A 21,266-nucleotide genomic window follows, 5' to 3' on the forward strand; every position below is an offset into this window, starting at 1 on the left:
CGCAGCCGACGTGCAGCCTGAATGACAAAAGACGGCGCGCTGATACATGCCATGAAAATGGGGGTACGGCGGCGGGACGGGCTGGCCGATGCCATGAACATGGCATGGACCTGCGCCCGGGGCTCGCGAGATGGTCCGGCCCACTTGATCCCAGGCGGGACCAACGACATTCCCAAGGAGGTGTTTTATGAAGATTTCGGTTCTTGCCGTGCTGCTGCTCGCCGCTACCGCCCAGACCGCCGCTGCACAATCGGGTCCGACGCCGCAGGAGCAGATGACCTGCCGAAGCGACGCGAGCAAATTCTGCGCCGAACACATCGGCAAGCCGCCGCAGATGAATGCCTGCCTGCGCGAGAACAAGTCGAAGCTCTCCGACGGCTGCCGCAAGGTCGTGGAGTCACACGGCGGGTAAGTGCTCGCCATCCACAGCACAAACCTCGCCGGCGCCAATGCCGTCAGGCCATAGACGTCGATGCGCCGGTCATAGAGGATGGACGCTAATCGTCGTCTCCGAATAGCCTGATCTGCGGAAAACCGCCGTGCGGCCGGCTCGGGACGTCGCGTGCATCGGCATCTTCGCGGATGTTGCGCGCGACGTCGTCCCAATCGGTGCGGTCGCGCATACCACGCGGCTCGCGGAAATCGTAATGACGGCGCTCGGCCCAGCGCTCACGGCGCTCCGTCCGGCGCCGTTCAGACGTGGCGCGCTTGACGTCAGAATCCCTGGCTTTGGCATAGGCGTTGTCGGATGACGGCTCTGTCGATGCCTGTCGCTCGGCAGGCTTTGCGACTTGCGGAGGCGACGCCGGTGGCGGTTTCGGGGGCTCCACCGCGGCCGCTTGCGAAGGCTGTTGCGCTGGCTGTTCAGCGTTGGCTTGAGTGGTCTGCGTGTCGGGCTTCACCGCTTCGGACTTTGCCTCAGGCTTGGACTCGGCCTTCGCGTCGGATCTGGCGTCGGATTTGGCTTCGGCCTGCGCTGGCGCGGCGACCATGGCGCCGAATGCTTGCGAGCCGGTGAGATATTGCAGGCGCTCGGATGGCGCGTCCGTCGTGGCGGGCTTGGCGTCAGCGCGCTGCGCGATCTTGCTGGTATCAGGCCCCTGCTTGGGCGAGACCGGATTCATGATATTGCCGGCGACAATGCCGCCGCCGAGACCAATGGCGATGGCTGCGACGATGGTTCCTGCACCGACGAAATAGGCTGTCGAGGCGCGCATTGGTCCACTCCCTCTTTGGAGCGGGCAACGCTTCTCGATTGCCTGATGTTCCCGATACAGGCGCAGTTCCGGAAGGAACTTGCGCGTCAGATCTGCTGCGCGACCTTCTCGAGCCCGATGATGCGGGCGAGTTTGCGCACTTCCTCTTTCTGGTCGTCACGCAGCTGGAACAGGAGCGGCATCGCGGCCGACTTCAACTGCTGGACCTCGTCGCAATTGGGATCGATCGGCACGCCCTGCACGTTCGGATTGGACAGCTTGTTTGCCGAGATCTTGCGGACAACATTGCGCAGCGCGGTTTCGACCGAGGGCCAGTAATATTCCTGCGACGACGACAACTTCAGACGGTCCCTGATGCCCGCGATCTGCACGTCGGACAGGAGCGAATAGGATTTCTGCGGCTGCGGCTTGGCAACGACCTTCGGCTTGGCCGGGACTTCGACGGCAGGAATCTCTGCAGCGGCCGGAGCCTCGTTCACGCTCGCCTTGGGCATCGGGAAATCGGATGGCGTGGCGGCGGCAAACGCCTGGCGCAGCGGCTCGGTCAGCACGGGCATTTGCGAGAGCTTGTCGGCCGGAACCTGGACCGGGTCGATGGCGGCCGAGGCCAGCGCCAGCGTCGGAACCAGACGGTCAGCCTTGGCCGCCCGATTGGTTGCAAGCGGCTTGGGTGCCGGCGCCTGCGGGATCATTTCGGCGCTGACGCTGGGCACGCTGTCGCGGCCGAGAATGGCGGTGGTGGCGGCGCCGAGGACGAGGAAGCAGGTCAGCACGACGATGGTGATGGCTTTCGACAAACGTCTCTCCGCGACCGGCTTCAAGTCCACGTGATCACTGCCCGGAAACTGGGCGAAAATTAAGGCTTAACCGTGCCATCGCGGCGGCAATCGCGCGGACTGCGGCGACATCACCTAGAAAGATCAACAAAATCAGGCAGCTAGCGCCAGATCGTAAGCGTCCTGGATGTCGGCCACGATCTCCGAGGCCTCCCAAACTCCACGCGGCTCGACCGACTGCAGCGCCACCGTCCAATTGCCGCCCCGGCGGGTGCGGGGGACGCTGACGATGTCGAAGCGCACGTTGCGGCACAGCGGATGGCGGGCCAGCGCATGGGCTACGCGAATGCGAATTTCGTCCAGCGAAGCCGCCGTCTTGGTGTTGAGAAAGTCGAAGTCCATCGCCTGTCCCTCTCGGTCCTGATTGGCGCCTGAGGGGGATTCTGGGCGATCGATGGTTAATCTGCCGTTAAGTGTGGGGCTGCGGAGCCATGCGGGATTAACTGTGACCGATGCGACGGTATCTCCTTCCCTCTCCCGGTTCTTCCGGAAAAGGGGGCCGGGTCTACCGCTCCACCGCCTCACGGTATTCCGCGAGCGTTGATGCGACGAGGTGGTCAACCGCGAGCACATCGGTCACGCCGGATGTCGAGTGCCCACCGCTCCAGATATCGCGCCAGCGCTTTGGCCGGTTCTCTCGTGCGGTAACGTCGATGTCCTTGCCGATGTCGATCGCGCCGCGCGCCGGCAGATCGTCGGGATCGAGACCCGCGGCGACGATCGACGGCTTCAGCATGCTGGTTTGAAGTCCCGTGAATGCGGTGGTCAGCAGGATATCGTCGGCGCTGCTCTCGACCAGAAGCCGCTTGTAACGATCATCCGCCATGCTCTCGTGGGTCGCGATGAACTTTGTACCCATGTAGCCGAGATCGCAGCCGAGCACTTCGGCCGCGCGCAATGCGTAGCCGTCGCTGATGCCCCCCGCGAGCACGATGATGCCATCGTAGAACGCGCGCACCGCGCGGACGAAGGCGAACGGGTTGAGCCAGCCGGTCTGGCCGCCCGCGCCCGCAGTGAGCAGCACGAGCCCATCGGCACCTGCTTCCGCCGCGCGTTCGGCGTGGCGGATCGAGGCAACATCGGCAAGCACCAATGCGCCGGCGTCGTGCAGCGGCTTCAGCACCGGCGTGGGGGAGCCGACCGAGGTGATGACGATCTCCGGCCTGTGGTGCCGCAACACGGCGAGATCCTGCTCCAGCCGTGCATTGGAGCGGTGCACGATCAGGTTTGGGCAAAGCGGCGCGGCCTTGCGGCCGGTTTGATCTTCGTGCCGCAGCAGCCGCGTTTCGATGTCGGTGAGCCATTCATCGAGTTGTTCGGTGCTACGGCAATTCGCGCTGGGGAAGCTGCCGATCACGCCGTTGCGGCAGGCCGCTACCATGAGCTCGACGCCTGACACGAGAAACATCGGCGCGGCAATCAGCGGCAGGGCGAGACGACCGTGGAAATGTTGCAGCCGATCTGACGTCACGCATGCCTCCTTCGCGCGGGCTTTGTCGTTCCATCCCGCATTCCCTATGCTAGCGTCGCGGTAAACATTGGCACGCCAGAAGCCGATGACAAAGCAGCGAGGAAACATATGTCCGATCCGCTCCACGCATCGTCCCCGACTTGCGCGCAGGCGCTGCGGGCGCTGTCGCGCTATCCGGGCCGAACCGCGTTCGCGTGGCCCGGCGGATCGCTGAGCTATCAGGGCACCATCGACCTGATCGGGCGCATCCAGGGCGTGTTCGTGCGGCTTGGATTGCAGCCCGGCGCGCGGGTCGCCTTCCTCACCGCGAACCGCGCCGACACATGGTGCGCCGGCGTCGCCGCGCAATTGTCGCGGCTCTGCGTCACCTGGCTGCATCCTTTGGGATCGCGGGCAGACCAGCTGTTCCAGCTCGAGGATTCCGAGGCCGAGGTGCTGGTGGTCGATGCGGCCGCCTTCCGAGATCGCGGCGGCGAACTCGCCGCGCAGGCGGCGTGGCTCAAGGCGGTCTTCACCATGGGACCGGCCGCCTATGGCGTCGACCTGTTGCAGGCGATCGAGATCGAAGGCCATGCCAGCGCGCATTGCCTCGCCGGCCCCGACGATCTCTCCACGCTGAATTATACCGGTGGCACGACCGGCAAATCCAAGGGCGCGTTGCGCTACCACCGCGAAAATGCCGGGGCCGCGGCCGCGATCCTCGCCGACTTCGAGATCCCCGATGGCGCGCGCTACCTCGCGGTGGCACCGATCAGCCATGTCGCCGGCACGAAGGTGCTGCCGACCCTGATGCGTGGCGGCACCGTGCACATGCTGAAGGGTTTTGATCCCGAGGCGGTGCTGGCGACGATCGCGCGCGAGCGCATCAACTTCACGCTGTTCGTGCCGACCATGATCTATGTGCTGCTCGATCATCCCGCATTGAGCAGGACCAAGCTCTCCTCGCTCGAACTGGTGCTCTACGGCGCCTCCGCGATGTCGCCGAGCCGCTTGATCGAGGGCATCGAGCGGATCGGGCCGGTGTTCTCGCAGCTTTACGGCCAGACCGAATGCTATCCAATCTCGGTGCTGCGCAAGGCGGATCACGATCCCAGGACGCCCGAACTGTTCCTGTCCTGCGGCTTCCCGATCGCGGCCTGCGAGGTCCGGATCCTCGACGACAACGATCAAGAAGTGAAGACGGGCGAAGCCGGTGAGATCTGCGTGCGCGCCCCGCACGCGATGGCGGAGTACTGGAAGCGGCCCGACATCACCGCCGAGACGCTTCGGAACGGATGGGTCCATACCGGCGACATCGCGCGCAGGGACGAACGCGGCTACATGTTCATCCTCGACCGCAAGAAGGACATGATCGTCTCCGGCGGCTTCAACATCTTTCCGCGGGAAATCGAGGACGTGCTGTCACAGCACGCCGACGTGGCCATGGTCGCGGTCGTCGGCATCCCTGACGAGAAATGGGGCGAAGCCGTCACTGCCATCGTCGTGCCGCGCGAGGGCGCTACGCCTGACGCCGACGAGCTGATCAACATGGTGAGAACGCGGAAGGGCTCGGCTCACGCGCCCAAGCAGATCCAGTTCGTCAGGCAATTGCCGATGACCGGCGTCGGCAAGGTCGACAAGAAGGTGCTGCGCGCGGAATTCTGGAGCGGGCGGGACCGGATGGTGGGGTAGCTCCTGCCCCGGCCGCGGCGCAGTCTCACGCAGCCCTCACCGCTTCTCGATCACCAGGCTCTGCACCGCGCGGCCAAAATACCCCGTCCGGTCCGCCAGCCGCGACATCGCAAGCCCGGCACCATCGGGGCCGATCCAGGAATCACCGTCGAGCAGGATCCATTCGCCGACCGGCTGGCGCGCAAAGCTCACGGTGAGGTCAGCGTTGATGTAGGTCCAGGCGCGGAAATCGAGCGACGAGGCGGTGCCGTTGGAAAAATCGGCCGCGACCACGGCGCGCATCGCCTGCGAGAGCGGTTCGCCTGCGATCAGGGGATGGTCGACGCGAAACCAGATCGCGCCGGCGCCGGCTTGCCCGAAGCGGCCGCGCGCGGCGCGCATCGACACCGATCGCACGAACGGGCTGGTGGCGGCATGACCGTCCTCGAGCAGCGAGTCCTCCGGCGACGGCAGCGTAACCGGCAGTGCCTTGATGTCATCGGGCAGCGTCAGCGCCTGGCGCTTGATCTTGAGCACGGTGGCGCCGACCACCTGTACGCCGTCGGCGAGCAGCTTGACCCCGCAGAGCTGGATCTTGCGGCCCTCGCGCAAGACCTCGGTCGCGATCGTGAGCGGCGCCACCGGAACCGGGCGCATCAGGTCGATGGTGACGCGCGCGATGTCCATCGCGACAGGCGTCGGAATACGCTCAGCCGCCCACGTCACCAGCGAGGCCGGCGCCGAGCCGTGCTGCATGCGCCGGTCCCACGGGCCGGCGGCATCCGGGCTGGTGATGACGCTGTTGCCGTCGACGCGGTAGATGGCCGTCATTGGGAGGGCCATTACAACGGCGGATCGATCGCTTCGTCGTACTCCTTCTTGAAGCGCGCGATCAGCTCGGCGGCGGGAAGAATGCCGTCGACGCTGCCGATGCCCTGGCCGGAGCCCCAGATCTCCTTCCAGGCCTTCGGCTTGGCGCGCTCACCGGAGGCGTCGGTGCCGAAGTTCATCTTCGAGGGATCGGACGTCGGCAGGTTCTCCGGATCCATGCCGGCGGCGAGAATCGACGGCTTCAGATAGTTGCCGTGCACGCCGGTGAACAGGTTGGAATAGACGATGTCGTCGGCCGTCGCGCCCGCGATCATCTCCTTGTACTTCTCGACCGCATTGGCTTCCTTGGTGGCGATGAAGGCCGAGCCGATATAGGCAAAGTCGGCTCCGAGAATGCGCGCGGCGCGGATCGCCTTGCCGTTGCCGATCGCGCCCGACAGCGCGATCGGGCCGTCGAACCATTTTCGTGTCTCGGCGACGAATGCCAACGGCGAGATCGTGCCGGCATGGCCGCCGGCGCCCGCCGCGACCAGGATCAGGCCGTCGGCGCCCTTCTCGATCGCCTTGTGCGCAAACTTCTGGTTGATCACATCGTGGAAAACGATGCCGCCCCAGCCGTGCACGGCCTGGTTCAGCTCCTCGCGCGCGCCGAGCGACGAGATGATCATCGGCACCTTGTACTTGGCGCAAAGCTGCATGTCGTGATCGAGCCGGTTGTTCGACTTGTGCACGATTTGGTTGACCGCGAACGGCGCCGACGGCTTGTCCGGATGCGCGCGGTCATAGGCCGCGAGCTCTTCAGTGATCCGCGCCAGCCACTCGTCAAGCAGCTCCGGCGGACGCGCGTTCAGCGACGGAAACGAGCCGACCACGCCCGCCTTGCACTGCGCGATCACGAGATCGGGCACCGAGATGATGAAGAGCGGCGAGCCGATCACGGGGATCGACAGGCGTCCCCTAAACAAGGCAGGCATGGACATTGCGAGACGATCCTCTGTTGGCGGTCACATCGAAGTTGGGAGCCAAACCAACAAGGCAATCTTTCCACTGTCAAGTATTGCGTTTTGGCGCCGTGGAGGACGCCGTTACCGCAATTCCAAGCAGCGGAATTCCTGCTTCCGTCATTCCGGAGCGACGCGTAGCGTCGAGCCCGGAATCCATCGGGCCTCGGCACGAATGGCGAAATGGATTCCGGGCTCGCGCTTCGCGCGCCCGGAATGACGGGAGGAGAGAGCGGCGCCTATGCAAGCAAATCCGGATTGATCAGCCGCTCGAACGAGAACATCTCGTCCCATTTCTCCTGGGTCAGCAGCTTGCGTTCGACCACGACGATCTGGTGCAGCGACTTGCCGCTCTTGTAGCCCTCGCGCGCGATCTCGGCGCATTGCTTGTAGCCGAGCAGCGGCTTCAGCACCGTGACGATACCGAGCGAATTCAGCACCATGTTGCGGGTGTGCTCCTCGTTGGCAGTGATGCCGACGACGCAATTCTCGCGCAGGCTGTTGACCGCGCGCTCCATGGTGCGGATCGAGAAGAACAGCGCGAACGAGATCACCGGCTCCATCACGTTGAGCTGGAGCTGACCGGCGGACGCCGCGAGCGTCACGGTGGTGTCGAGCCCGATCACGAGGAAGCTGGTCTGGTTGACAACCTCGGGGATCACAGGATTGACCTTGCCGGGCATGATCGAGGAGCCCGGCTGAAGCTGCGGCAGGTTGATCTCGTTGAAGCCGGCACGCGGGCCCGAGGCGAGCAGGCGGATGTCGTTGCAGATCTTCGTTAGCTTGCTCGCGGTGCGTTTGAGAACGCCGGAGAGCTGCACATAGGCGCCGGTATCCGACGTCGCCTCGACGAGATCACCGGCGAGGATGAAGTCGACGCCGGTGAGCGCGCTCAGATGCCGGACCGCGAGCTTGGGATAACCGTGCGCCGCGGTGACGGAGGTGCCGATCGCGGTGGCGCCGAGATTGATCTCGCGCAGCAGCGCACGGGCCTCGGAGATTCGATCGACCTCCTCGCCCATGGTGGTCCCCCAACCGCGGAATTCGGCGCCGAGTGACATCGGCACCGCGTCCTGCAAATGGGTGCGGCCCATCTTCAGCACGCGCTCGAACTCCCTGCCCTTGGCGAAGAACGCCTCCTGGAGCTGGCGCAGCGCCGTCATGTAGCTCTCGAGCCGCAGGATCAGCGCCAGCCGAAAGGCGGTCGGATAGGTGTCGTTGGTCGACTGGCCGTAATTGACGTGATCGTTGGGGCTGACGTGCTGGTAGTCGCCCTTGGCGAAGCCGAGCGATTCCAGCGCGAGATTGGCGATCACCTCGTTGGCGTTCATGTTGGTGGAGGTGCCGGCCCCGCCCTGGATGAAGTCGGTGACGAACTGGTCCATCATATCGCCGGCGATGACGCGATCGCAGCCCACGATGATGGCTTCCGCGACTTTGGTGTCCACCGCGCCGAGATCGCGGTTGGCCATGGCGGCGGCCTTCTTGACGTAACCAAGCGCCTTTACGAAGTAAGGCTCCTGGTTCATCGGAATGCCGGTGATGTGGAAGTTCTCCTTCCCGCGGATGGTCTGGACGCCGTAATAGATGTCGTCGGCGATCTCACGCTGTCCGAGGAAGTCCTGCTCCGTGCGACTCATGGGCGCTCCTTGCTTGCTCGCGCGACGTCCTTAGTTCTGGCACAGCGCGCTGGTGACGAAGGTGTCGGTGCGGCAGTCATCCGGTTTGCGTTGCCTGCCCGGGATCAGAACCTTGGCCGAGCACTTTTCCGCGGAATCGGCATTCAGGCTCTTGCCTTCCGTGTAGCCCTTGCTCTGGCAGAGTTTGTCGGCGGCGAGCTTGCAGTCGGGCGCGCCGTTCGACGAGGCCGGACAGGCGACGCGTCCCGACACCATGGTCGACGGCTTCGCCAGGCGCGACAAATCGTTCATGGTCTCGCTCGGACTTTTGATCGGCGGCAGGATCGACGGCAGCTTGTCGAACAGCTTGCCCATTTCGTTGATCAGCCCGGGATTTTCCTCATGCGCCGGCGGCGACGAAGGAGCTGTCGAGGGCGCCGGTGCGGCCTGCGGTCCTTGCTCCTGCAAGCCGAGCGCCGGCGGCGCGGATTGCGGCCATCCGGTGCCGCCGGCAACGAGCAGGAGCGAAAGCACCGCAAATGTCAGCGTGCCCAGCCGCGGGACCGGATTGCCGGATCGAAGCATCATGACGGCAACCGTAGCCGAACGAGGCGCGGCGGCAAAGCGCCTTGGAGTTAGATCAACTTGATTGCGACGACAAAGCCGAGCACGAGCACCGCAGCGCCGATTGCCACCACCAATCCGAGATGCTTCTCGATCTTGACCCGGATCCAGTCGCCGTAGCGGTTGAGCAGGATCGCCACGATAAAGAAGCGCCCGCCACGCGCCACGATCGAGCACAGGATGAAGAGCCCGATATTGTAGCCGGCAAAGCCGGACGTGATGGTCACGAGCTTGTAGGGGATCGGTGTCAGGCCCTTGAGCAGGATGATCACGGCGCCCCATTCGGCATAGGAGGCGCGGAAGGCGTCAACCTTGCCGCCGAGGCCATAGACCTCGATCAGCCAATGGCCGACCGAGTCGAAGAGCAGCGCACCGATGGCGTAGCCCAACAGACCACCCAGCACCGACGTCGCAGTGCAGATCGCCGCATAGACCCAGGCGCGTTGCGGGCGCGCCAGTGACATCGGGATCAGCATCACGTCCGGCGGGACGGGAAAGAAGGAGCTTTCAGCGAAAGCCACGGCGCCCATGATCCAGAGCGCGTAAGGCTTGTGAGCGGCGTCGATGCACCAGTCGTAGATACGTTTCAGCATGGCGCCGCGATGAAGCACCATGGGACGGATTTGTCCATGCCGAGATGGGACCGATTTGTGCCAATACTAGTGGCGCTTGCGCGCGCTGCGGCCTTCGAGCGCGACGATAGGCCGCCTGGCGGCGACCCGCGGTGACGCAACTTTGGGCAGCTTCATCGCCGACTTCGGCAGCTTCTCGGCGATGCCGAGCATGTCTTCACGCCGCGTCATCTCGCGCCAGACGTCCTCGGGGCGCACGCCGGCCGAGGCCCATAGCACTATCAGATTGTAGAGTAGATCGGCGCTTTCCCGGATCACGGCTTCGCTATCGCCGTTGACCGCGTCGATGACGACCTCGATGGCCTCTTCAGCCAGTTTCTTCGCCATTTTTGACGGGCCGCGCTGAAACAGCCGCGCGGTGCGCGATGTTGCCGGATCAAGGTCCCTGGCCGCGAGCACAGCCAGATATAGCCGCTCAAGCGAATCACTCATGGTACTCGAAACTACTCTAAACCCATGGCGAGCGCGTTAACGCGCGATAGTAAAAGCCCAAAATGGGCCGCCGCGGCAAGCACGACGGCCCGTTTGTGGTCAACCTTTTGCGGCCAAACCTAGTAGCAGTTGGTGTGGTAGCCTTGGCCGCAAAGCTCCGACGGAGCGGTGCCGCCGTAGCGCTGATACTGGTAGTTCGGGCCGGGTCCGTAATACGGGCCATCACCGTAATAGACAGGGCCGCTGTAATAGGCGGGACCGCCATAATAAGGGCCGTCGTCATAGGCGTAGGCATTGCGGGTCGCGGCGATTGCGAGGCCGGTGCCGATAGCACCGGCAATGGCCGCGCCGGCAAAGGCCGCGCCGCCGCCACCATGCCAATGGCGGCCGCCCGCGTATGAAGCGGTCGGGGTCATTGCGGTCAGCGCCAGCACCGCGGCGGTAGCGAGAAGGGCCTTACGGCCGGCAAATCCTGAAAATCTGTCAAACATGTCCTGGACCCTCCTTGGGACCTCGAATGGTGCCTGATGACAGGCTCGTGTCTCTCAAACACCTGCATCCCATGTTGGGTTCCCCAATCCCAACACAAGCTGAACGGGGTTGCGTGATCGTGACGCAACCGCCGCTCATCCGCCGTTCATATTGGCGCAAACAGACTGCTACGCCCGCCGGCGCTGCGAGCGTCACGAACCACAATGCGGGACCGGCGCCACTGATGTTCGGATTCAGGACCACTGCCCTTCGTTGCCTGCCGGCCCTTGCAATCTTGCTTGCGGCGCTGACTGCGCGCGATGCTACCGCGGCCGAGACCGTCGCGCCCTCCATTGCAATCCACTTCACCTTCGACCGCCCGATCGATGCGAGCATGGCGCCGTTTTTTCTTGCCGCAAAGGACGGCAGCTTTAGCGCCGAACGTCTCAACGTCTCCTTCAGCAGCGCGGCCGGATCGCCGGAGGCGCTTGCGCGCGTCGCCAAGGGCGATAGCGAGTTCGCGCTCGTCGACATCAACGAGCTGATCCGCTTCCGCGACAAGGATCCGGCACCGGTCAAGTCGGTGTTCGTGCTGTTCAACCGCGCGCCCTACGCGATCGTCGCCCGCAGGAGCCGTGGCATCCACCTCATGCCCGACCTGGACGGCAAGACCGTCGGCGTCGCGGATAGCGATCTGTCGATGCGGCTGTGGCCGGCGCTGGCGCAGCAGAACGGCATCGACACGGCTCACGTGAAATTCCACAAGATCAGCGCCGCGGTGCGCGAGCCGATCCTCTCCGCGGGACAGGTCGATGCCGTCGCCGGCTTCAGCTATCTCTCGGCAGTGAACCTGCGCGACCGCGGCGTGCCAGGCGGCGATCTCGTCGCGCTTCGCTATGCCGATTATGGTTCCGAGGCCTATGGCTTTGCCGTCGTGGTCAACCCGGCTTTCGCCGCGTCCAGGCCGGACAGCGTGAAGGGATTCGTCCGCGCATTGATTGCCGGCATCAACGCGACCGTCAAGGACCCGGCGCGCGCGGCGGACGAGGCCGCGAGCCGCATTGAGGACGGCGACCGCGATCTTGAGCTGGAGCGCCTGCGCACCGTCCTCGTCGACAACATCCTGACCGACGAGGTCCGTCGCAACGGCCTCGGCGACATCGACCCGGCGCGCATGGATCGCGCGATCGACCAGATCGGGCAGGATTTCAAATTCCGCAAACGGCCGGCGGCGGACGATATCTTCGACGGCGGCTTCCTGCCGCCGCTCGCAGGGCGGTTGATCAACTGAGCAAAACCGACAGCTTCCGCTATATCTCGCAGCCGATCCCTGATTAGAGTATGGGCTCACTCCAGCCGCCCGAGCTCCTCGCCCATGCCCATTCTCCGCCTCTACACCCGTGTTCTCGAGCTGCTCGGCAAGGAGGCACGGCTGGGCTGGCTGCTCGCGATCGTCAATCTCCTGCTTGCGGGTTCGCAATTCGCCGAGCCGGTGCTGTTCGGCCGGATCGTCGACGTGCTCTCCGGCAAGACGGTCGCAGGCTCCAACTCGGCCTGGCCGTTCCTGGTTGCATGGGTTGCGTTCGGACTGTTCACCATCGCCTGCAGCGCGCTCGTGGCGTTGCAGGCCGACCGGCTCTCCCACCGGCAGCGGCAAGCGGTCCTGACGGATTATTTCGAGCACATCCTGCAACTGCCGCTGACCTTCCACTCCGGCACCCATTCGGGCCGGCTGATGAAGGTCATGCTCAACGGCACCGATGCGCTGTGGCGGCTGTGGCTGGGCTTCTTCCGCGAGCATTTTGCTGCGATCCTCTCAGTCGTGGTGCTGCTGCCGCTGTCGCTCTACCTCAACTGGCGGCTTGCAATCCTGCTGTTCGTGCTCTGCATCGTCTTCACCGCGCTGACCACCTTCGTGGTGCGCAAGACATTCGGCATGCAGATGGACGTCGAAGAGCAATACAGCGAGCTCTCCGCACGCGCTTCGGATGCGCTCGGCAATGTCGCGCTGGTGCAGAGCTTCGTCCGCGTCGAATCCGAGGTACAGGGTTTGCGCTCCGTTGCCGACCAATTGCTTGCAGCCCAGATGCCGGTGCTGTCGTGGTGGGCGCTCGTCACCGTCATCACGCGCGCCTCCACCACGATCACGGTGCTCGCGATCTTCGCTTTCGGCATCGCGCTGCACGACCAGGGGCTGACATCGGTCGGCGAGATCGTGATGTTCGTGAGCTTCGCGACACTTCTCATCCAGAAGCTGGAGCAGGTCGTGAGCTTCATCAACAACGTGTTCATGGAAGCCCCGCGCCTGCGCGAGTTCTTCAACGTGCTCGATGCGGTGCCTGCGGTGCACGACCGGCACGACGCGATCGATGCGGGTCGGCTCTCCGGCCTCGTCGAATTCAACGACGTCACCTTCTCTTATGACGGCAAACGCCCGGCGGTCGAGGACCTCTCCTTCACCGCACTCCCCGGCCAGACCATCGCGCTGGTCGGCGCAACCGGCGCCGGCAAGTCGACGGCGATTGCGCTGCTGCATCGCGCGTTCGATCCGCAGTCCGGCTTCATCAGGATCGACGGCATGGACGTGCGCGGCGTAACGCTGACATCGCTGCGGCGGAACATCGGCGTGGTCTTTCAGGAGGCGCTGCTGTTCAACCGCTCGATCGCGGAGAATTTGCGCGTCGGCAAGCCGGACGCCACCGAGGCCGAGATGCGCAAGGCAGCAGAGCGCGCGCAGGCGCTCGAATTCATCGAGCGCAGCGGCGGCTTCGAGACCAATGCCGGCGAGCGCGGCCGCATGCTGTCCGGCGGCGAGCGCCAGCGGCTGTCGATCGCCCGTGCACTGCTGAAGGATCCGCCGATCCTGATCCTGGACGAGGCGACCAGCGCACTCGACGCCGTCACCGAGGCGAAGGTAAATACCGCTCTCGACGAAGTGATGAAGGGCCGCACCACCTTCGTGATCGCCCACCGTCTCTCCACCATCCGCAATGCCACGCGCATCCTGGTATTCGAGAACGGGCGTGTGATCGAAAGCGGAACTTTTGATGAACTCGTGGCCAAAGGCGGCCATTTCGCCGACCTCGCCAGGGCCCAGTTCATGGTTCAGGAGAACGCACGGGCCAGCGTGACAGCGGCTGAGGCTGCTGCGACTGCCGCCAAATCGCCTTAGCAAGCCTTGGCAAGTCCCCATCGTATCGTCGAAATTCGGCCCATTTCATTGCGGAATACCCCGCTGATGCCCCTATTCCCGACGCACCAGCCGGTATAGGTTTGCGGCGCCGCAAGCGGCGGCGCTGGATTTCAGAACCGAACATCAGATCACGAGAGCCGACCGGAACCGGCGGGTCTCCAAGGACCGGAATCGGATAGTGCACGCTCTTCGCCCGCTGCTTCGTCAATCCTTGTTCAACCTGCTCGCCGCGGCACTCGCATGCGGCGCATTGCTCGTGCCGCGCGCGGCGAGCGCCGAAGCGCTGCTCCTGATCGAGGCCGATAGCGGCAAGGTGCTGCAGGCGGAAAACGCGACCATTCCCTGGTATCCGGCTTCCGTCACCAAGATCATGACCGCCTATGTGACGCTGAAGGCGGTCAAGGACGGCAAGCTCACACTCGACACACTGCTCACGGTGTCGCCGACGGCAGCCTCGCAGTCGCCCTCGAAGATGGGGTTTCGACCGGGAACGCAGCTTACCGTCGACAACGCACTCAAGATGATGATGGTGAAATCGGCGAATGACATGGCCGTCGTGCTCGCCGAAGGCGTCGGCGGTTCGATCGACGGCTTCTCGGCGCTGATGAACGACACCGCGCAGAAGCTCGGCATGACGCAGACAAGCTACGTCAATCCGAACGGCCTGCCCGCCGACGGACAGATCACCTCCGCGCGGGATCTCGGCATTCTCGCGCGCTCGTTCCTGCGCGACCTGCCCGAGTACGAGTATTTCGTGCACATTCCGGCTATCCGCTTCGGCAAGCGCGTCACCGGCAATTTCAACAAGCTGATCGGCCGCTATCCCGGCGCCGACGGTTTCAAGACCGGCTTCATCTGCGCCTCCGGCTACAACCTCGTCGCATCGGCCACCCGCAACGGCCGCCGGCTGATCGCCGTCGTGCTGGGCGCCAACTCCGGGACCGCGCGCGCGGTGAAAGCAGCGCAGCTGCTGGAGCGCGGCTTCTCGCAAGACAATCTCACCTGGCTCCGGCCCTCGCTCGGCACGGTCGACAAGCTGGTGCCGGTCGACGCCTCGCCGCCGAACCTGCGTGACGACATGTGCGGCGGCCATCGCAAGCGGCCGGCCAGCGACGATGACGACGCGCTGATCGCGACCAATGGCGGCACGTCCGGGTCCGCCTCGGCCACGGGCGGCGAAGCCCAGGTCACCTTCTTCACGGCCGGGCTTCAGCCGCCCCTAATGAAGGCCTCCGAGCTGATGGCCTCGGCCCCGGCGGCGGCCGAGCCCGTGCTGGTGTATACCGGTCCGACCCGCACCGGGACCGCCCTGATCGCGGCGGTCGCGGCCGATGCCGACCAGCAGGCCACGCCAAAGCCGCGTGGCAAGAAGTCGCGCGTCGCCAAAAAGCCCGACGCGGCAGACAAGCCAGCAGACAAGCCGAAGGATGCCAAGACGGCGGCGGCGAAGCCCGATGCCAAGCCGGTGGCGGCCGCCAAGCCGGCCGACGGCAAGTCCGCAGTCAAGCCGGCCGGCACCAAGCATGCCGCAGCCAAGCCCGATGCGGTGGCAAAGCCTGCGGTGAGCGGCGAGGCAACCAAGCCCGCCAAGCCCAAGGCCGCGACCAAGCCCGCCAAGCCGGCCAACAACAGTTAACGGCCGACGCGAGACGAGACCGCGCCGCACTTCGCACTTGCGGCAGCGCCGTTTGCGAGGATTCCGGTAGCCACTCCCTGGCGTTTATCCTAAGCCTCGACCGCTTGCCACCCGTTCCGGCAGGCTCGATACTGACGGCAATGAGGCAAGCCCGAGACACAACGGGCTCTGGTCAATGAGGGGAGTTTCCATGGAGCGCATCTGGCTTAAGCAATATCCGCCCGGCGTCCCCGCCGATATCGAGCCGACGCAATATTCATCGCTGGTCGACCTCCTGGAGGAGAGCTTCGCCAAGTTCGCCGACCGCAAGGCGTTCATCTGCATGGACAAGTCGATCAGCTATCGCGACCTCGACCAGATGTCGCTGGCGATGGCGTCCTACCTGCAAGGGCGAGGCCTGCAACGCGGCGCCCGCGTCGCGATCATGATGCCGAATGTGCTGCAATATCCGGTCGCGACCGCAGCCGTACTGCGCGCCGGTTTCGCGGTGGTCAATGTCAATCCGCTCTACACGCCGCGCGAGCTCGAGCACCAGCTCAAGGATTCCGGCGCCGAAGCCATCATCGTGCTGGAGAATTTCGCCCACACCGTCGAGCAGGTGATCGCGAAGACGCAAGTCAAGCACGTCATCGTCGGCAGCATGGGCGACCTGCTCGGCTTCAAGGGCGTGATCGTCAATCTGGTCGTCCGCCGCGTCAAGAAGATGGTGCCGGCCTGGTCGCTGCCAGGCGCGGTGTCCTTCAACGACGCGATCTCCGCCGGCCGCTCTCTGGCATTCAACAAGCCGAAGCTGTCGCCCGGCGACGTCGCCTTCCTGCAATATACCGGCGGCACCACCGGCGTGTCCAAGGGTGCCACCTTGCTTCATCGTAACATCGTCGCCAACGTCCTGCAGAACGACGCCTGGCTGCAGCCGGCGATGGCCGCGCCGCCGCATGTCGATCAACTCATGGTCGTCTGCGCGCTGCCGCTCTATCACATCTTCGCGCTGACGGCCTGCTACCTGCTCGCGGTGCGCGCCGGCGGCTGCAATCTCCTGATCCCCAACCCGCGGGACATCCCGGGCTTCATCAAGGAATTGGCGAAGTACCAGGTCAACAACTTCCCGGCCGTGAACACGCTCTACAACGGCCTGATGCATCATCCCGACTTCAAGAAGCTCGATTTCTCCAAGCTGAAGATCTCGAATGGTGGCGGCATGGCGGTGCAGCGCCCCGTCGCCGAGCAGTGGAAGGCGATCACGGGCTGCTCCATCGCCGAAGGCTACGGCCTGTCGGAGACGTCTCCGACGCTGACCTGCAACACCACGACCGATCCCGAGTTCAACGGCACCATCGGCATCCCCGTGCCCTCGACCTGGATCTCGATCCGCGACGACGACGGCAACGAGATGCCGCTCGGCCAGCCCGGCGAGATCTGCGCCAAGGGTCCGCAGGTGATGTCGGGCTATTGGAACAGGCCGGAGGAGACCGCCAAGGTGATGACCGCAGACGGCTATTTCCGCACCGGCGACATCGGCATCATGGACGAGAAAGGCTACACCAAGATCGTCGACCGCAAGAAGGACATGATCCTGGTCTCCGGCTTCAACGTCTATCCGAACGAGATCGAGGAAGTGATCGCGAGCAACCCGGGGGTGCTCGAATGCGCCGTCATCGGCATTCCCGATTCCAAGTCGGGAGAGGCGGTGAAGGCGTTCGTGGTCAAGAAGGACCCGAACCTCACGGCGGAGGCCTTGGTCAAATTCTGCCAGGAGCAGTTGACGGGCTACAAGGTGCCCAAGCACATCGAATTCCGCACCGACCTGCCGAAGACCAATGTCGGCAAGATCCTGCGCCGGCAGCTGCGCGACGAGAAGAAGGCGGAGGCGGCGTAAGCGCCTCTTTCGTTCATGACCGACGACAGCATCATCAGTCCGGCCGGCATCCTCGCCTTCTGGCGCGAGGCCGGCCGCGATGCCTGGTACGAGCGCGACGACGCATTCGACGCGGAGGTCAGGCGCCGCTTTCTCGCGCTGTGGCAGAAGGCGGTCGCCGGCGAGCTCTCGTCGTGGGAGGAGACCGACGAGGGCGCACTCGCGCTCGTCATCGTGCTCGACCAGTTTCCGCGCAACATGTTCCGGGGCACGGCGCAGGCCTTTGCCAGCGACGCGCTCGCGCGCGACGTCGCCCGCCGCGCCATTGCGCGGGGTGCAGATCAAAGGATCGATCCGGTCCTGCTCGAATTCCTCTATTTGCCCTTCATGCATTCCGAGCACCTGCCCGACCAATTGCACTGCGTCGCGCTGTTTCAAAACACCGAGAATGCCGAAAACCTGAAATACGCGCGTGAGCACGCCGACATCATCCGGCGGTTTGGCCGCTTCCCCCACCGCAACCGCCTGCTCGGCCGCGACACCACCCCGGACGAGCAGGCCTTCCTCGACGGCGGCGGGTTCGCCGGCTGATGACATAATGGTGAAGGGTCCCGCCCTCACCGCCTGCCCTACCGGCAACATTGTGCAGCGCCGCCGCACGGTCTAAAAAGCGGGACCGATTTTCAGGGAGACTGACGATGGCGATCCAGACTGGCGACAAGCTGCCCGAGGCGAAATTCCGCGTGATGACGGCCGAAGGCCCGCAGGTGAAGACCACCGACGACATCTTCAAGGGCAAGAAAGTGGCGCTATTCGCGGTGCCCGGCGCCTATACCGGCACCTGCCACAAGATGCATCTGCCGAGCATCTTCCTCAACGCCTACGCCATGAAGGACAAGGGCGTCGACACCATCGCCATCGTCTCCGTCAACGACGCCTTCGTCATGAACGCGTGGAAGCGCGACACCGACCAGCGCGACGAGGCCATCTTCCTCGCCGACGGCAATGCCGACTTCGCCAAGGCGATCGGCATGGAGCTCGACGCCTCCGGCAACGGTCTCGGCATCCGCTCCAAGCGCTATTCGATGTTGGTCGAGGACGGCGTGGTCAAGAAGCTGAACCTCGAGGCGATGCCCGGCAAGGTCGAGGTGTCCGGCGGCGATACGCTGCTCGGGCAGCTGTAAGCGGCCACCGCTTTCAGCCACAAACGACACTGTCATGCCCCGCGAAAGCGGTGCATCCAGTATTCCAGAGACAGTTGTTGTTGAATCGAGAGGCCGCGGCGTACTGGATCGCCCGGTCAAGCCGGGCGATGACGGCGGAACATGAGGAAGGAGCGCGGATCCGCGCTACTCCGCCACCCGCGCCTGCAACCGCGCCTTCACGATGCCGTCCCGCGCGAGCTGATCGGCGCGTTCGTTCTCGGGATGCCCTGCGTGGCCTTTGACCCAGTGCCAGCGCACGTCATGAGCCTTCAGCGCAGCATCGAGGCGCTGCCATAGCTCGACATTCTTCACCGGCTTCTTGTCGGCGGTGCGCCAGCCGTTGCGCTTCCAGCCGTGAATCCAGCCGGTGATGCCCTGACGGACATATTGGCTGTCGGTATAGAGATCGACCGTGCACGGCTTCTTCAGCGCTTCCAACGCGGAGATCGCCGCCATCAATTCCATCTGGTTGTTGGTGGTGTGGCGCTCACCACCGTTCAGTTCTTTTTCCTTGTCGCCGAACTTCAGGATCGCGCCCCAGCCGCCGGGCCCCGGATTTCCCGAGCAGGCGCCGTCGGTGTAGATCGTGACAATCGGAAGCTCGCTCACGCCACCAGCCCCGACGGCATCAGCCCGTAGTCGCGCACGCTGGAAACGCTCTGGTGGAAGCGCAGCTTGCGGACATATTCCAGCGGATCCTTCGGCCGAACCAGCGCGCCGGGCGGAACGTTGAGCCAGTCGACCAGCCGCGTCAGCAGGAACCGCATCGCGGCGCCGCGCGCGAGCAGCGGCAGCGCTGCCTCTTCCGCCTCGGACAGCTTTCGCACACGGCCATAGGCGTTGAGGAAGGCCCGCGCCTTGGTGACGTTGAAGGAATGATCCGGCTCGAAGCACCAGGCGTTGAGACAGATCGCGACGTCATAAGCCAGCATATCATTGCAGGCGAAAGTGAAGTCGATGATTCCGGAGAGCTTGTCGCCGAGGAAGAAGACGTTGTCGTTGAAGAGGTCGGCGTGGATCACGCCTTCAGGCAGCTGCGTCGGCCAGATCCCGCTCTCGAGGTAGTCGAGCTCGTTGCTCAGGAACGCGCGCAGGCCGGGCTGCACCTCGTCGGCCCGCTGTGACGCGGCATCGAACAGCGGCCGCCAGCCCGGGACCGACAGCGCGTTCGCACGCCTGATCGCGAAATTCGCGCTCGCCAGATGCATCCTGGCGAGCCCCTCGCCGACGCCGGCGCAATGGGCCGCGTTCGGCTTGCGCGGCCAGACGCCCTCGAGAAAGGTGATGATCGCGGCCGGCCGGCCCGACAGCTCGCGCAACGCCTCGCCGTCCGTTCCCTTCACCGGCAGCGGGCAGTTGACGCCGTGCTCGGCCAGATGCGTCATCAGTGCGAGGAAGAACGGCAGATCGTTCTTCGCCACGCGCTTCTCATAGAGCGTGAGGATGAACGATCCCTTGGTCGTATGCAGCAGGAAGTTGGAATTTTCGACGCCCTCGGCGATGCCCTTGTACGAGAGCAACTCGCCGAGATCGTATTGGTTGAGGAAGTCCGCAAGCTCGTCGGCGGCAACGTCGGTGTAGACCGCCATGAAGATCTACTCGGCGGCGGCTTCGGGGCGCACCTGACGCGGCAGCGGGAAGAACTCGTTCTCTTCCGCGGCCGAGACCGTCTCCACATGCAGCGTGAAGCGCTCGGCGAACGCGTCCATGATCTCCTCGACGATCACTTCCGGTGCCGAGGCGCCAGCGGTGATGCCGAGGCTGGTGATGTTCTCGAACCGCTTCCAGTCGATTTCGGTGGCGCGCTGCGCCAGCACGGCGATCGGGCAACCCTCGCGTTCGGCGACCTCGCGCAGGCGCTGCGAGTTCGACGAGTTCGGCGCACCAACCACGATCAGGGCGTCGACCACCGGCGCCACCTTCTTCACCGCGAGCTGGCGGTTGGTGGTGGCGTAGCAGATGTCTTCCTTGTGCGGCCCGTTGATGTTGGGGAAGCGCTCCTTCAGAAGCGCCACGATCTCCGCGGTGTCGTCGATCGACAGCGTGGTCTGGGTCACGAAGGCGAGGTTGTTCGGGTCCTTCGGGGCGATGGTCTTCGCGTCCTCGGCGGTCTCGATCAGGGTCACGGCGCCGGTCGGGAGCTGGCCGAGCGTGCCCACCACCTCGGGATGATGGGAATGGCCGATCAGGAAGATCTCGCGGCCGCGCTTGAAATGGATCGCGGCCTCGCGGTGGACCTTGGTGACCAGGGGGCAGGTCGCATCCAGCGAGAACAAATTGCGGGATGTGGCGTCGGCCGGAACCGATTTCGGCACGCCATGGGCCGAGAACACCACCGGCGCGGTGGTGTTTTCCGGGATCTCGGCGAGTTCCTCGACGAAGATCGCGCCCTTCTTCTTCAACCCATCGACGACGTATTTGTTATGCACAATCTCATGGCGAACATAGACGGGGGCGCCGTATTTATCGAGCGCCCGTTCCACGGTGTCGATCGCCCGGACCACCCCGGCGCAGAAGCCACGGGGAGAACAAAGCACGATCTTGAGGTCTGGTTTGGCTGACATTGAGCGATCTCGGGACCGAATCACCTCGC

At 64.5% G+C, this 21,266-nt stretch carries 22 protein-coding genes; 8 read left to right on the forward strand and 14 right to left on the reverse strand.

Features of this window, described 5'->3' with window-relative positions; all coding sequences use genetic code 11:
• Positions 1 to 187: 187 nt before the first annotated feature.
• The gene (locus AC0L30_RS10150; protein WP_007597470.1) at positions 188 to 412 is read left to right on the forward strand and encodes a cysteine rich repeat-containing protein; all 225 of its coding nucleotides are present in this window, start codon (positions 188 to 190) and stop codon (positions 410 to 412) included.
• 85 nt (positions 413 to 497) lie between these two features.
• On the opposite strand, the gene AC0L30_RS10155 is transcribed toward AC0L30_RS10150, so the two are convergent.
• The 4 genes from AC0L30_RS10155 to AC0L30_RS10170 form a co-directional block, all read right to left on the reverse strand.
• The gene (locus AC0L30_RS10155) at positions 498 to 1,217 is read right to left on the reverse strand and encodes a hypothetical protein (RefSeq protein WP_354169229.1); all 720 of its coding nucleotides are present in this window, start codon (positions 1,215 to 1,217) and stop codon (positions 498 to 500) included.
• 86 nt (positions 1,218 to 1,303) lie between these two features.
• A complete protein-coding gene (locus AC0L30_RS10160; protein WP_473404220.1) occupies positions 1,304 to 2,014 on the reverse strand; it encodes a hypothetical protein in 711 nt (236 codons plus the stop codon).
• Positions 2,015 to 2,146: 132 nt separating this feature from the next.
• Positions 2,147 to 2,395, reverse strand: coding sequence for a hypothetical protein (locus AC0L30_RS10165; RefSeq protein ID WP_007597474.1), 249 nt, complete (start codon positions 2,393 to 2,395; stop codon positions 2,147 to 2,149).
• A gap of 163 nt (positions 2,396 to 2,558) precedes the next feature.
• Positions 2,559 to 3,524, reverse strand: a complete 966-nt coding sequence (locus tag AC0L30_RS10170; protein WP_473404221.1) for an NAD(P)H-dependent flavin oxidoreductase — start codon at positions 3,522 to 3,524, stop codon at positions 2,559 to 2,561.
• Positions 3,525 to 3,632: 108 nt separating this feature from the next.
• Here AC0L30_RS10170 and AC0L30_RS10175 point away from each other — a divergent pair, with 108 nt between their 5' ends.
• A complete protein-coding gene (locus AC0L30_RS10175; RefSeq protein ID WP_473404222.1) occupies positions 3,633 to 5,195 on the forward strand; it encodes an AMP-binding protein in 1,563 nt (520 codons plus the stop codon).
• 36 nt (positions 5,196 to 5,231) lie between these two features.
• On the opposite strand, the gene AC0L30_RS10180 is transcribed toward AC0L30_RS10175, so the two are convergent.
• The 7 genes from AC0L30_RS10180 to AC0L30_RS10210 form a co-directional block, all read right to left on the reverse strand.
• Positions 5,232 to 6,005: a thioesterase family protein gene (locus tag AC0L30_RS10180; protein ID WP_035993707.1), complete on the reverse strand. Its 774-nt coding sequence runs from the start codon at positions 6,003 to 6,005 to the stop codon at positions 5,232 to 5,234.
• An 11-nt stretch (positions 6,006 to 6,016) separates the two neighbouring features.
• The gene (locus tag AC0L30_RS10185; RefSeq protein ID WP_007597481.1) at positions 6,017 to 6,985 is read right to left on the reverse strand and encodes an NAD(P)H-dependent flavin oxidoreductase; all 969 of its coding nucleotides are present in this window, start codon (positions 6,983 to 6,985) and stop codon (positions 6,017 to 6,019) included.
• Between the two features lie 260 nt (positions 6,986 to 7,245).
• A complete protein-coding gene (locus tag AC0L30_RS10190; RefSeq protein WP_007597482.1) occupies positions 7,246 to 8,646 on the reverse strand; it encodes an aspartate ammonia-lyase in 1,401 nt (466 codons plus the stop codon).
• A gap of 30 nt (positions 8,647 to 8,676) precedes the next feature.
• A complete protein-coding gene (locus tag AC0L30_RS10195) occupies positions 8,677 to 9,213 on the reverse strand; it encodes a hypothetical protein (RefSeq protein ID WP_473404223.1) in 537 nt (178 codons plus the stop codon).
• A gap of 47 nt (positions 9,214 to 9,260) precedes the next feature.
• Complete coding sequence (locus AC0L30_RS10200; RefSeq protein ID WP_219680596.1) at positions 9,261 to 9,863, reverse strand: YqaA family protein; 603 nt, start codon at positions 9,861 to 9,863, stop codon at positions 9,261 to 9,263.
• Positions 9,864 to 9,908: 45 nt separating this feature from the next.
• Complete coding sequence (gene hisE / locus AC0L30_RS10205) at positions 9,909 to 10,313, reverse strand: phosphoribosyl-ATP diphosphatase (protein WP_219680599.1); 405 nt, start codon at positions 10,311 to 10,313, stop codon at positions 9,909 to 9,911.
• A gap of 119 nt (positions 10,314 to 10,432) precedes the next feature.
• Complete coding sequence (locus AC0L30_RS10210; RefSeq protein WP_473404224.1) at positions 10,433 to 10,804, reverse strand: hypothetical protein; 372 nt, start codon at positions 10,802 to 10,804, stop codon at positions 10,433 to 10,435.
• Positions 10,805 to 11,028: 224 nt separating this feature from the next.
• On the opposite strand from AC0L30_RS10210, the gene AC0L30_RS10215 reads away from it, so the two are divergent.
• The 6 genes from AC0L30_RS10215 to AC0L30_RS10240 all read left to right on the forward strand — a co-directional run bounded on the left by AC0L30_RS10215 (position 11,029) and on the right by AC0L30_RS10240 (position 18,652).
• Complete coding sequence (locus tag AC0L30_RS10215) at positions 11,029 to 12,075, forward strand: ABC transporter substrate-binding protein (protein ID WP_473404225.1); 1,047 nt, start codon at positions 11,029 to 11,031, stop codon at positions 12,073 to 12,075.
• An 84-nt stretch (positions 12,076 to 12,159) separates the two neighbouring features.
• Positions 12,160 to 13,956, forward strand: coding sequence for a glucan ABC transporter ATP-binding protein/ permease (locus tag AC0L30_RS10220; RefSeq protein WP_219680605.1), 1,797 nt, complete (start codon positions 12,160 to 12,162; stop codon positions 13,954 to 13,956).
• Between the two features lie 199 nt (positions 13,957 to 14,155).
• Positions 14,156 to 15,613, forward strand: coding sequence for a D-alanyl-D-alanine carboxypeptidase family protein (locus AC0L30_RS10225; RefSeq protein ID WP_354126867.1), 1,458 nt, complete (start codon positions 14,156 to 14,158; stop codon positions 15,611 to 15,613).
• Between the two features lie 190 nt (positions 15,614 to 15,803).
• Complete coding sequence (locus AC0L30_RS10230; RefSeq protein WP_219680612.1) at positions 15,804 to 17,489, forward strand: long-chain fatty acid--CoA ligase; 1,686 nt, start codon at positions 15,804 to 15,806, stop codon at positions 17,487 to 17,489.
• Between the two features lie 15 nt (positions 17,490 to 17,504).
• Positions 17,505 to 18,059, forward strand: a complete 555-nt coding sequence (locus tag AC0L30_RS10235; protein WP_219680613.1) for a DUF924 family protein — start codon at positions 17,505 to 17,507, stop codon at positions 18,057 to 18,059.
• 107 nt (positions 18,060 to 18,166) lie between these two features.
• Positions 18,167 to 18,652, forward strand: a complete 486-nt coding sequence (locus AC0L30_RS10240) for a peroxiredoxin (RefSeq protein ID WP_007597501.1) — start codon at positions 18,167 to 18,169, stop codon at positions 18,650 to 18,652.
• A 165-nt stretch (positions 18,653 to 18,817) separates the two neighbouring features.
• Here AC0L30_RS10240 and rnhA read toward each other — a convergent pair whose 3' ends face one another.
• From rnhA to ispH, 3 genes are read right to left on the reverse strand one after another with little or no spacing between them, the layout of a single operon-like run.
• Positions 18,818 to 19,282 carry a ribonuclease HI gene (gene rnhA / locus AC0L30_RS10245; protein ID WP_007597503.1) on the reverse strand — a complete coding sequence of 155 codons (465 nt, stop codon included), beginning with the start codon at positions 19,280 to 19,282 and terminating at the stop codon, positions 18,818 to 18,820.
• Positions 19,279 to 20,262, reverse strand: a complete 984-nt coding sequence (locus tag AC0L30_RS10250) for a homoserine kinase (protein WP_473255042.1) — start codon at positions 20,260 to 20,262, stop codon at positions 19,279 to 19,281. The genes rnhA and AC0L30_RS10250 overlap by 4 nt, the downstream gene beginning before the upstream one ends.
• 6 nt (positions 20,263 to 20,268) lie before the next feature.
• Positions 20,269 to 21,237 (reverse strand): 4-hydroxy-3-methylbut-2-enyl diphosphate reductase, encoded by a 969-nt coding sequence (gene ispH / locus AC0L30_RS10255; RefSeq protein ID WP_007597506.1) that lies wholly within the window; start codon positions 21,235 to 21,237, stop codon positions 20,269 to 20,271.
• Positions 21,238 to 21,266 lie beyond the last annotated feature (29 nt).

Source organism: Bradyrhizobium sp. MI1.11 (genome assembly GCF_055811255.1).

Bases quoted from the DNA above. Each gene is read 5' to 3' on its own strand.
- AC0L30_RS10150 (WP_007597470.1), top strand. From the start codon at position 188: ATGAAGATTTCGGTTCTTGCCGTGCTGCTGCTCGCCGCTACCGCCCAG.
- AC0L30_RS10155 (WP_354169229.1), bottom strand. From the start codon at position 1,217: ATGCGCGCCTCGACAGCCTATTTCGTCGGTGCAGGAACCATCGTCGCA.
- AC0L30_RS10165 (WP_007597474.1), bottom strand. From the start codon at position 2,395: ATGGACTTCGACTTTCTCAACACCAAGACGGCGGCTTCGCTGGACGAA.
- AC0L30_RS10175 (WP_473404222.1), top strand. From the start codon at position 3,633: ATGTCCGATCCGCTCCACGCATCGTCCCCGACTTGCGCGCAGGCGCTG.
- AC0L30_RS10180 (WP_035993707.1), bottom strand. From the start codon at position 6,005: ATGACGGCCATCTACCGCGTCGACGGCAACAGCGTCATCACCAGCCCG.
- AC0L30_RS10185 (WP_007597481.1), bottom strand. From the start codon at position 6,985: ATGTCCATGCCTGCCTTGTTTAGGGGACGCCTGTCGATCCCCGTGATC.
- AC0L30_RS10190 (WP_007597482.1), bottom strand. From the start codon at position 8,646: ATGAGTCGCACGGAGCAGGACTTCCTCGGACAGCGTGAGATCGCCGAC.
- AC0L30_RS10195 (WP_473404223.1), bottom strand. From the start codon at position 9,213: ATGATGCTTCGATCCGGCAATCCGGTCCCGCGGCTGGGCACGCTGACA.
- AC0L30_RS10200 (WP_219680596.1), bottom strand. From the start codon at position 9,863: ATGGTGCTTCATCGCGGCGCCATGCTGAAACGTATCTACGACTGGTGC.
- hisE (WP_219680599.1), bottom strand. From the start codon at position 10,313: ATGAGTGATTCGCTTGAGCGGCTATATCTGGCTGTGCTCGCGGCCAGG.
- AC0L30_RS10210 (WP_473404224.1), bottom strand. From the start codon at position 10,804: ATGTTTGACAGATTTTCAGGATTTGCCGGCCGTAAGGCCCTTCTCGCT.
- AC0L30_RS10215 (WP_473404225.1), top strand. From the start codon at position 11,029: ATGTTCGGATTCAGGACCACTGCCCTTCGTTGCCTGCCGGCCCTTGCA.
- AC0L30_RS10220 (WP_219680605.1), top strand. From the start codon at position 12,160: ATGCCCATTCTCCGCCTCTACACCCGTGTTCTCGAGCTGCTCGGCAAG.
- AC0L30_RS10230 (WP_219680612.1), top strand. From the start codon at position 15,804: ATGGAGCGCATCTGGCTTAAGCAATATCCGCCCGGCGTCCCCGCCGAT.
- AC0L30_RS10235 (WP_219680613.1), top strand. From the start codon at position 17,505: ATGACCGACGACAGCATCATCAGTCCGGCCGGCATCCTCGCCTTCTGG.
- AC0L30_RS10240 (WP_007597501.1), top strand. From the start codon at position 18,167: ATGGCGATCCAGACTGGCGACAAGCTGCCCGAGGCGAAATTCCGCGTG.
- AC0L30_RS10250 (WP_473255042.1), bottom strand. From the start codon at position 20,262: ATGGCGGTCTACACCGACGTTGCCGCCGACGAGCTTGCGGACTTCCTC.
- ispH (WP_007597506.1), bottom strand. From the start codon at position 21,237: ATGTCAGCCAAACCAGACCTCAAGATCGTGCTTTGTTCTCCCCGTGGC.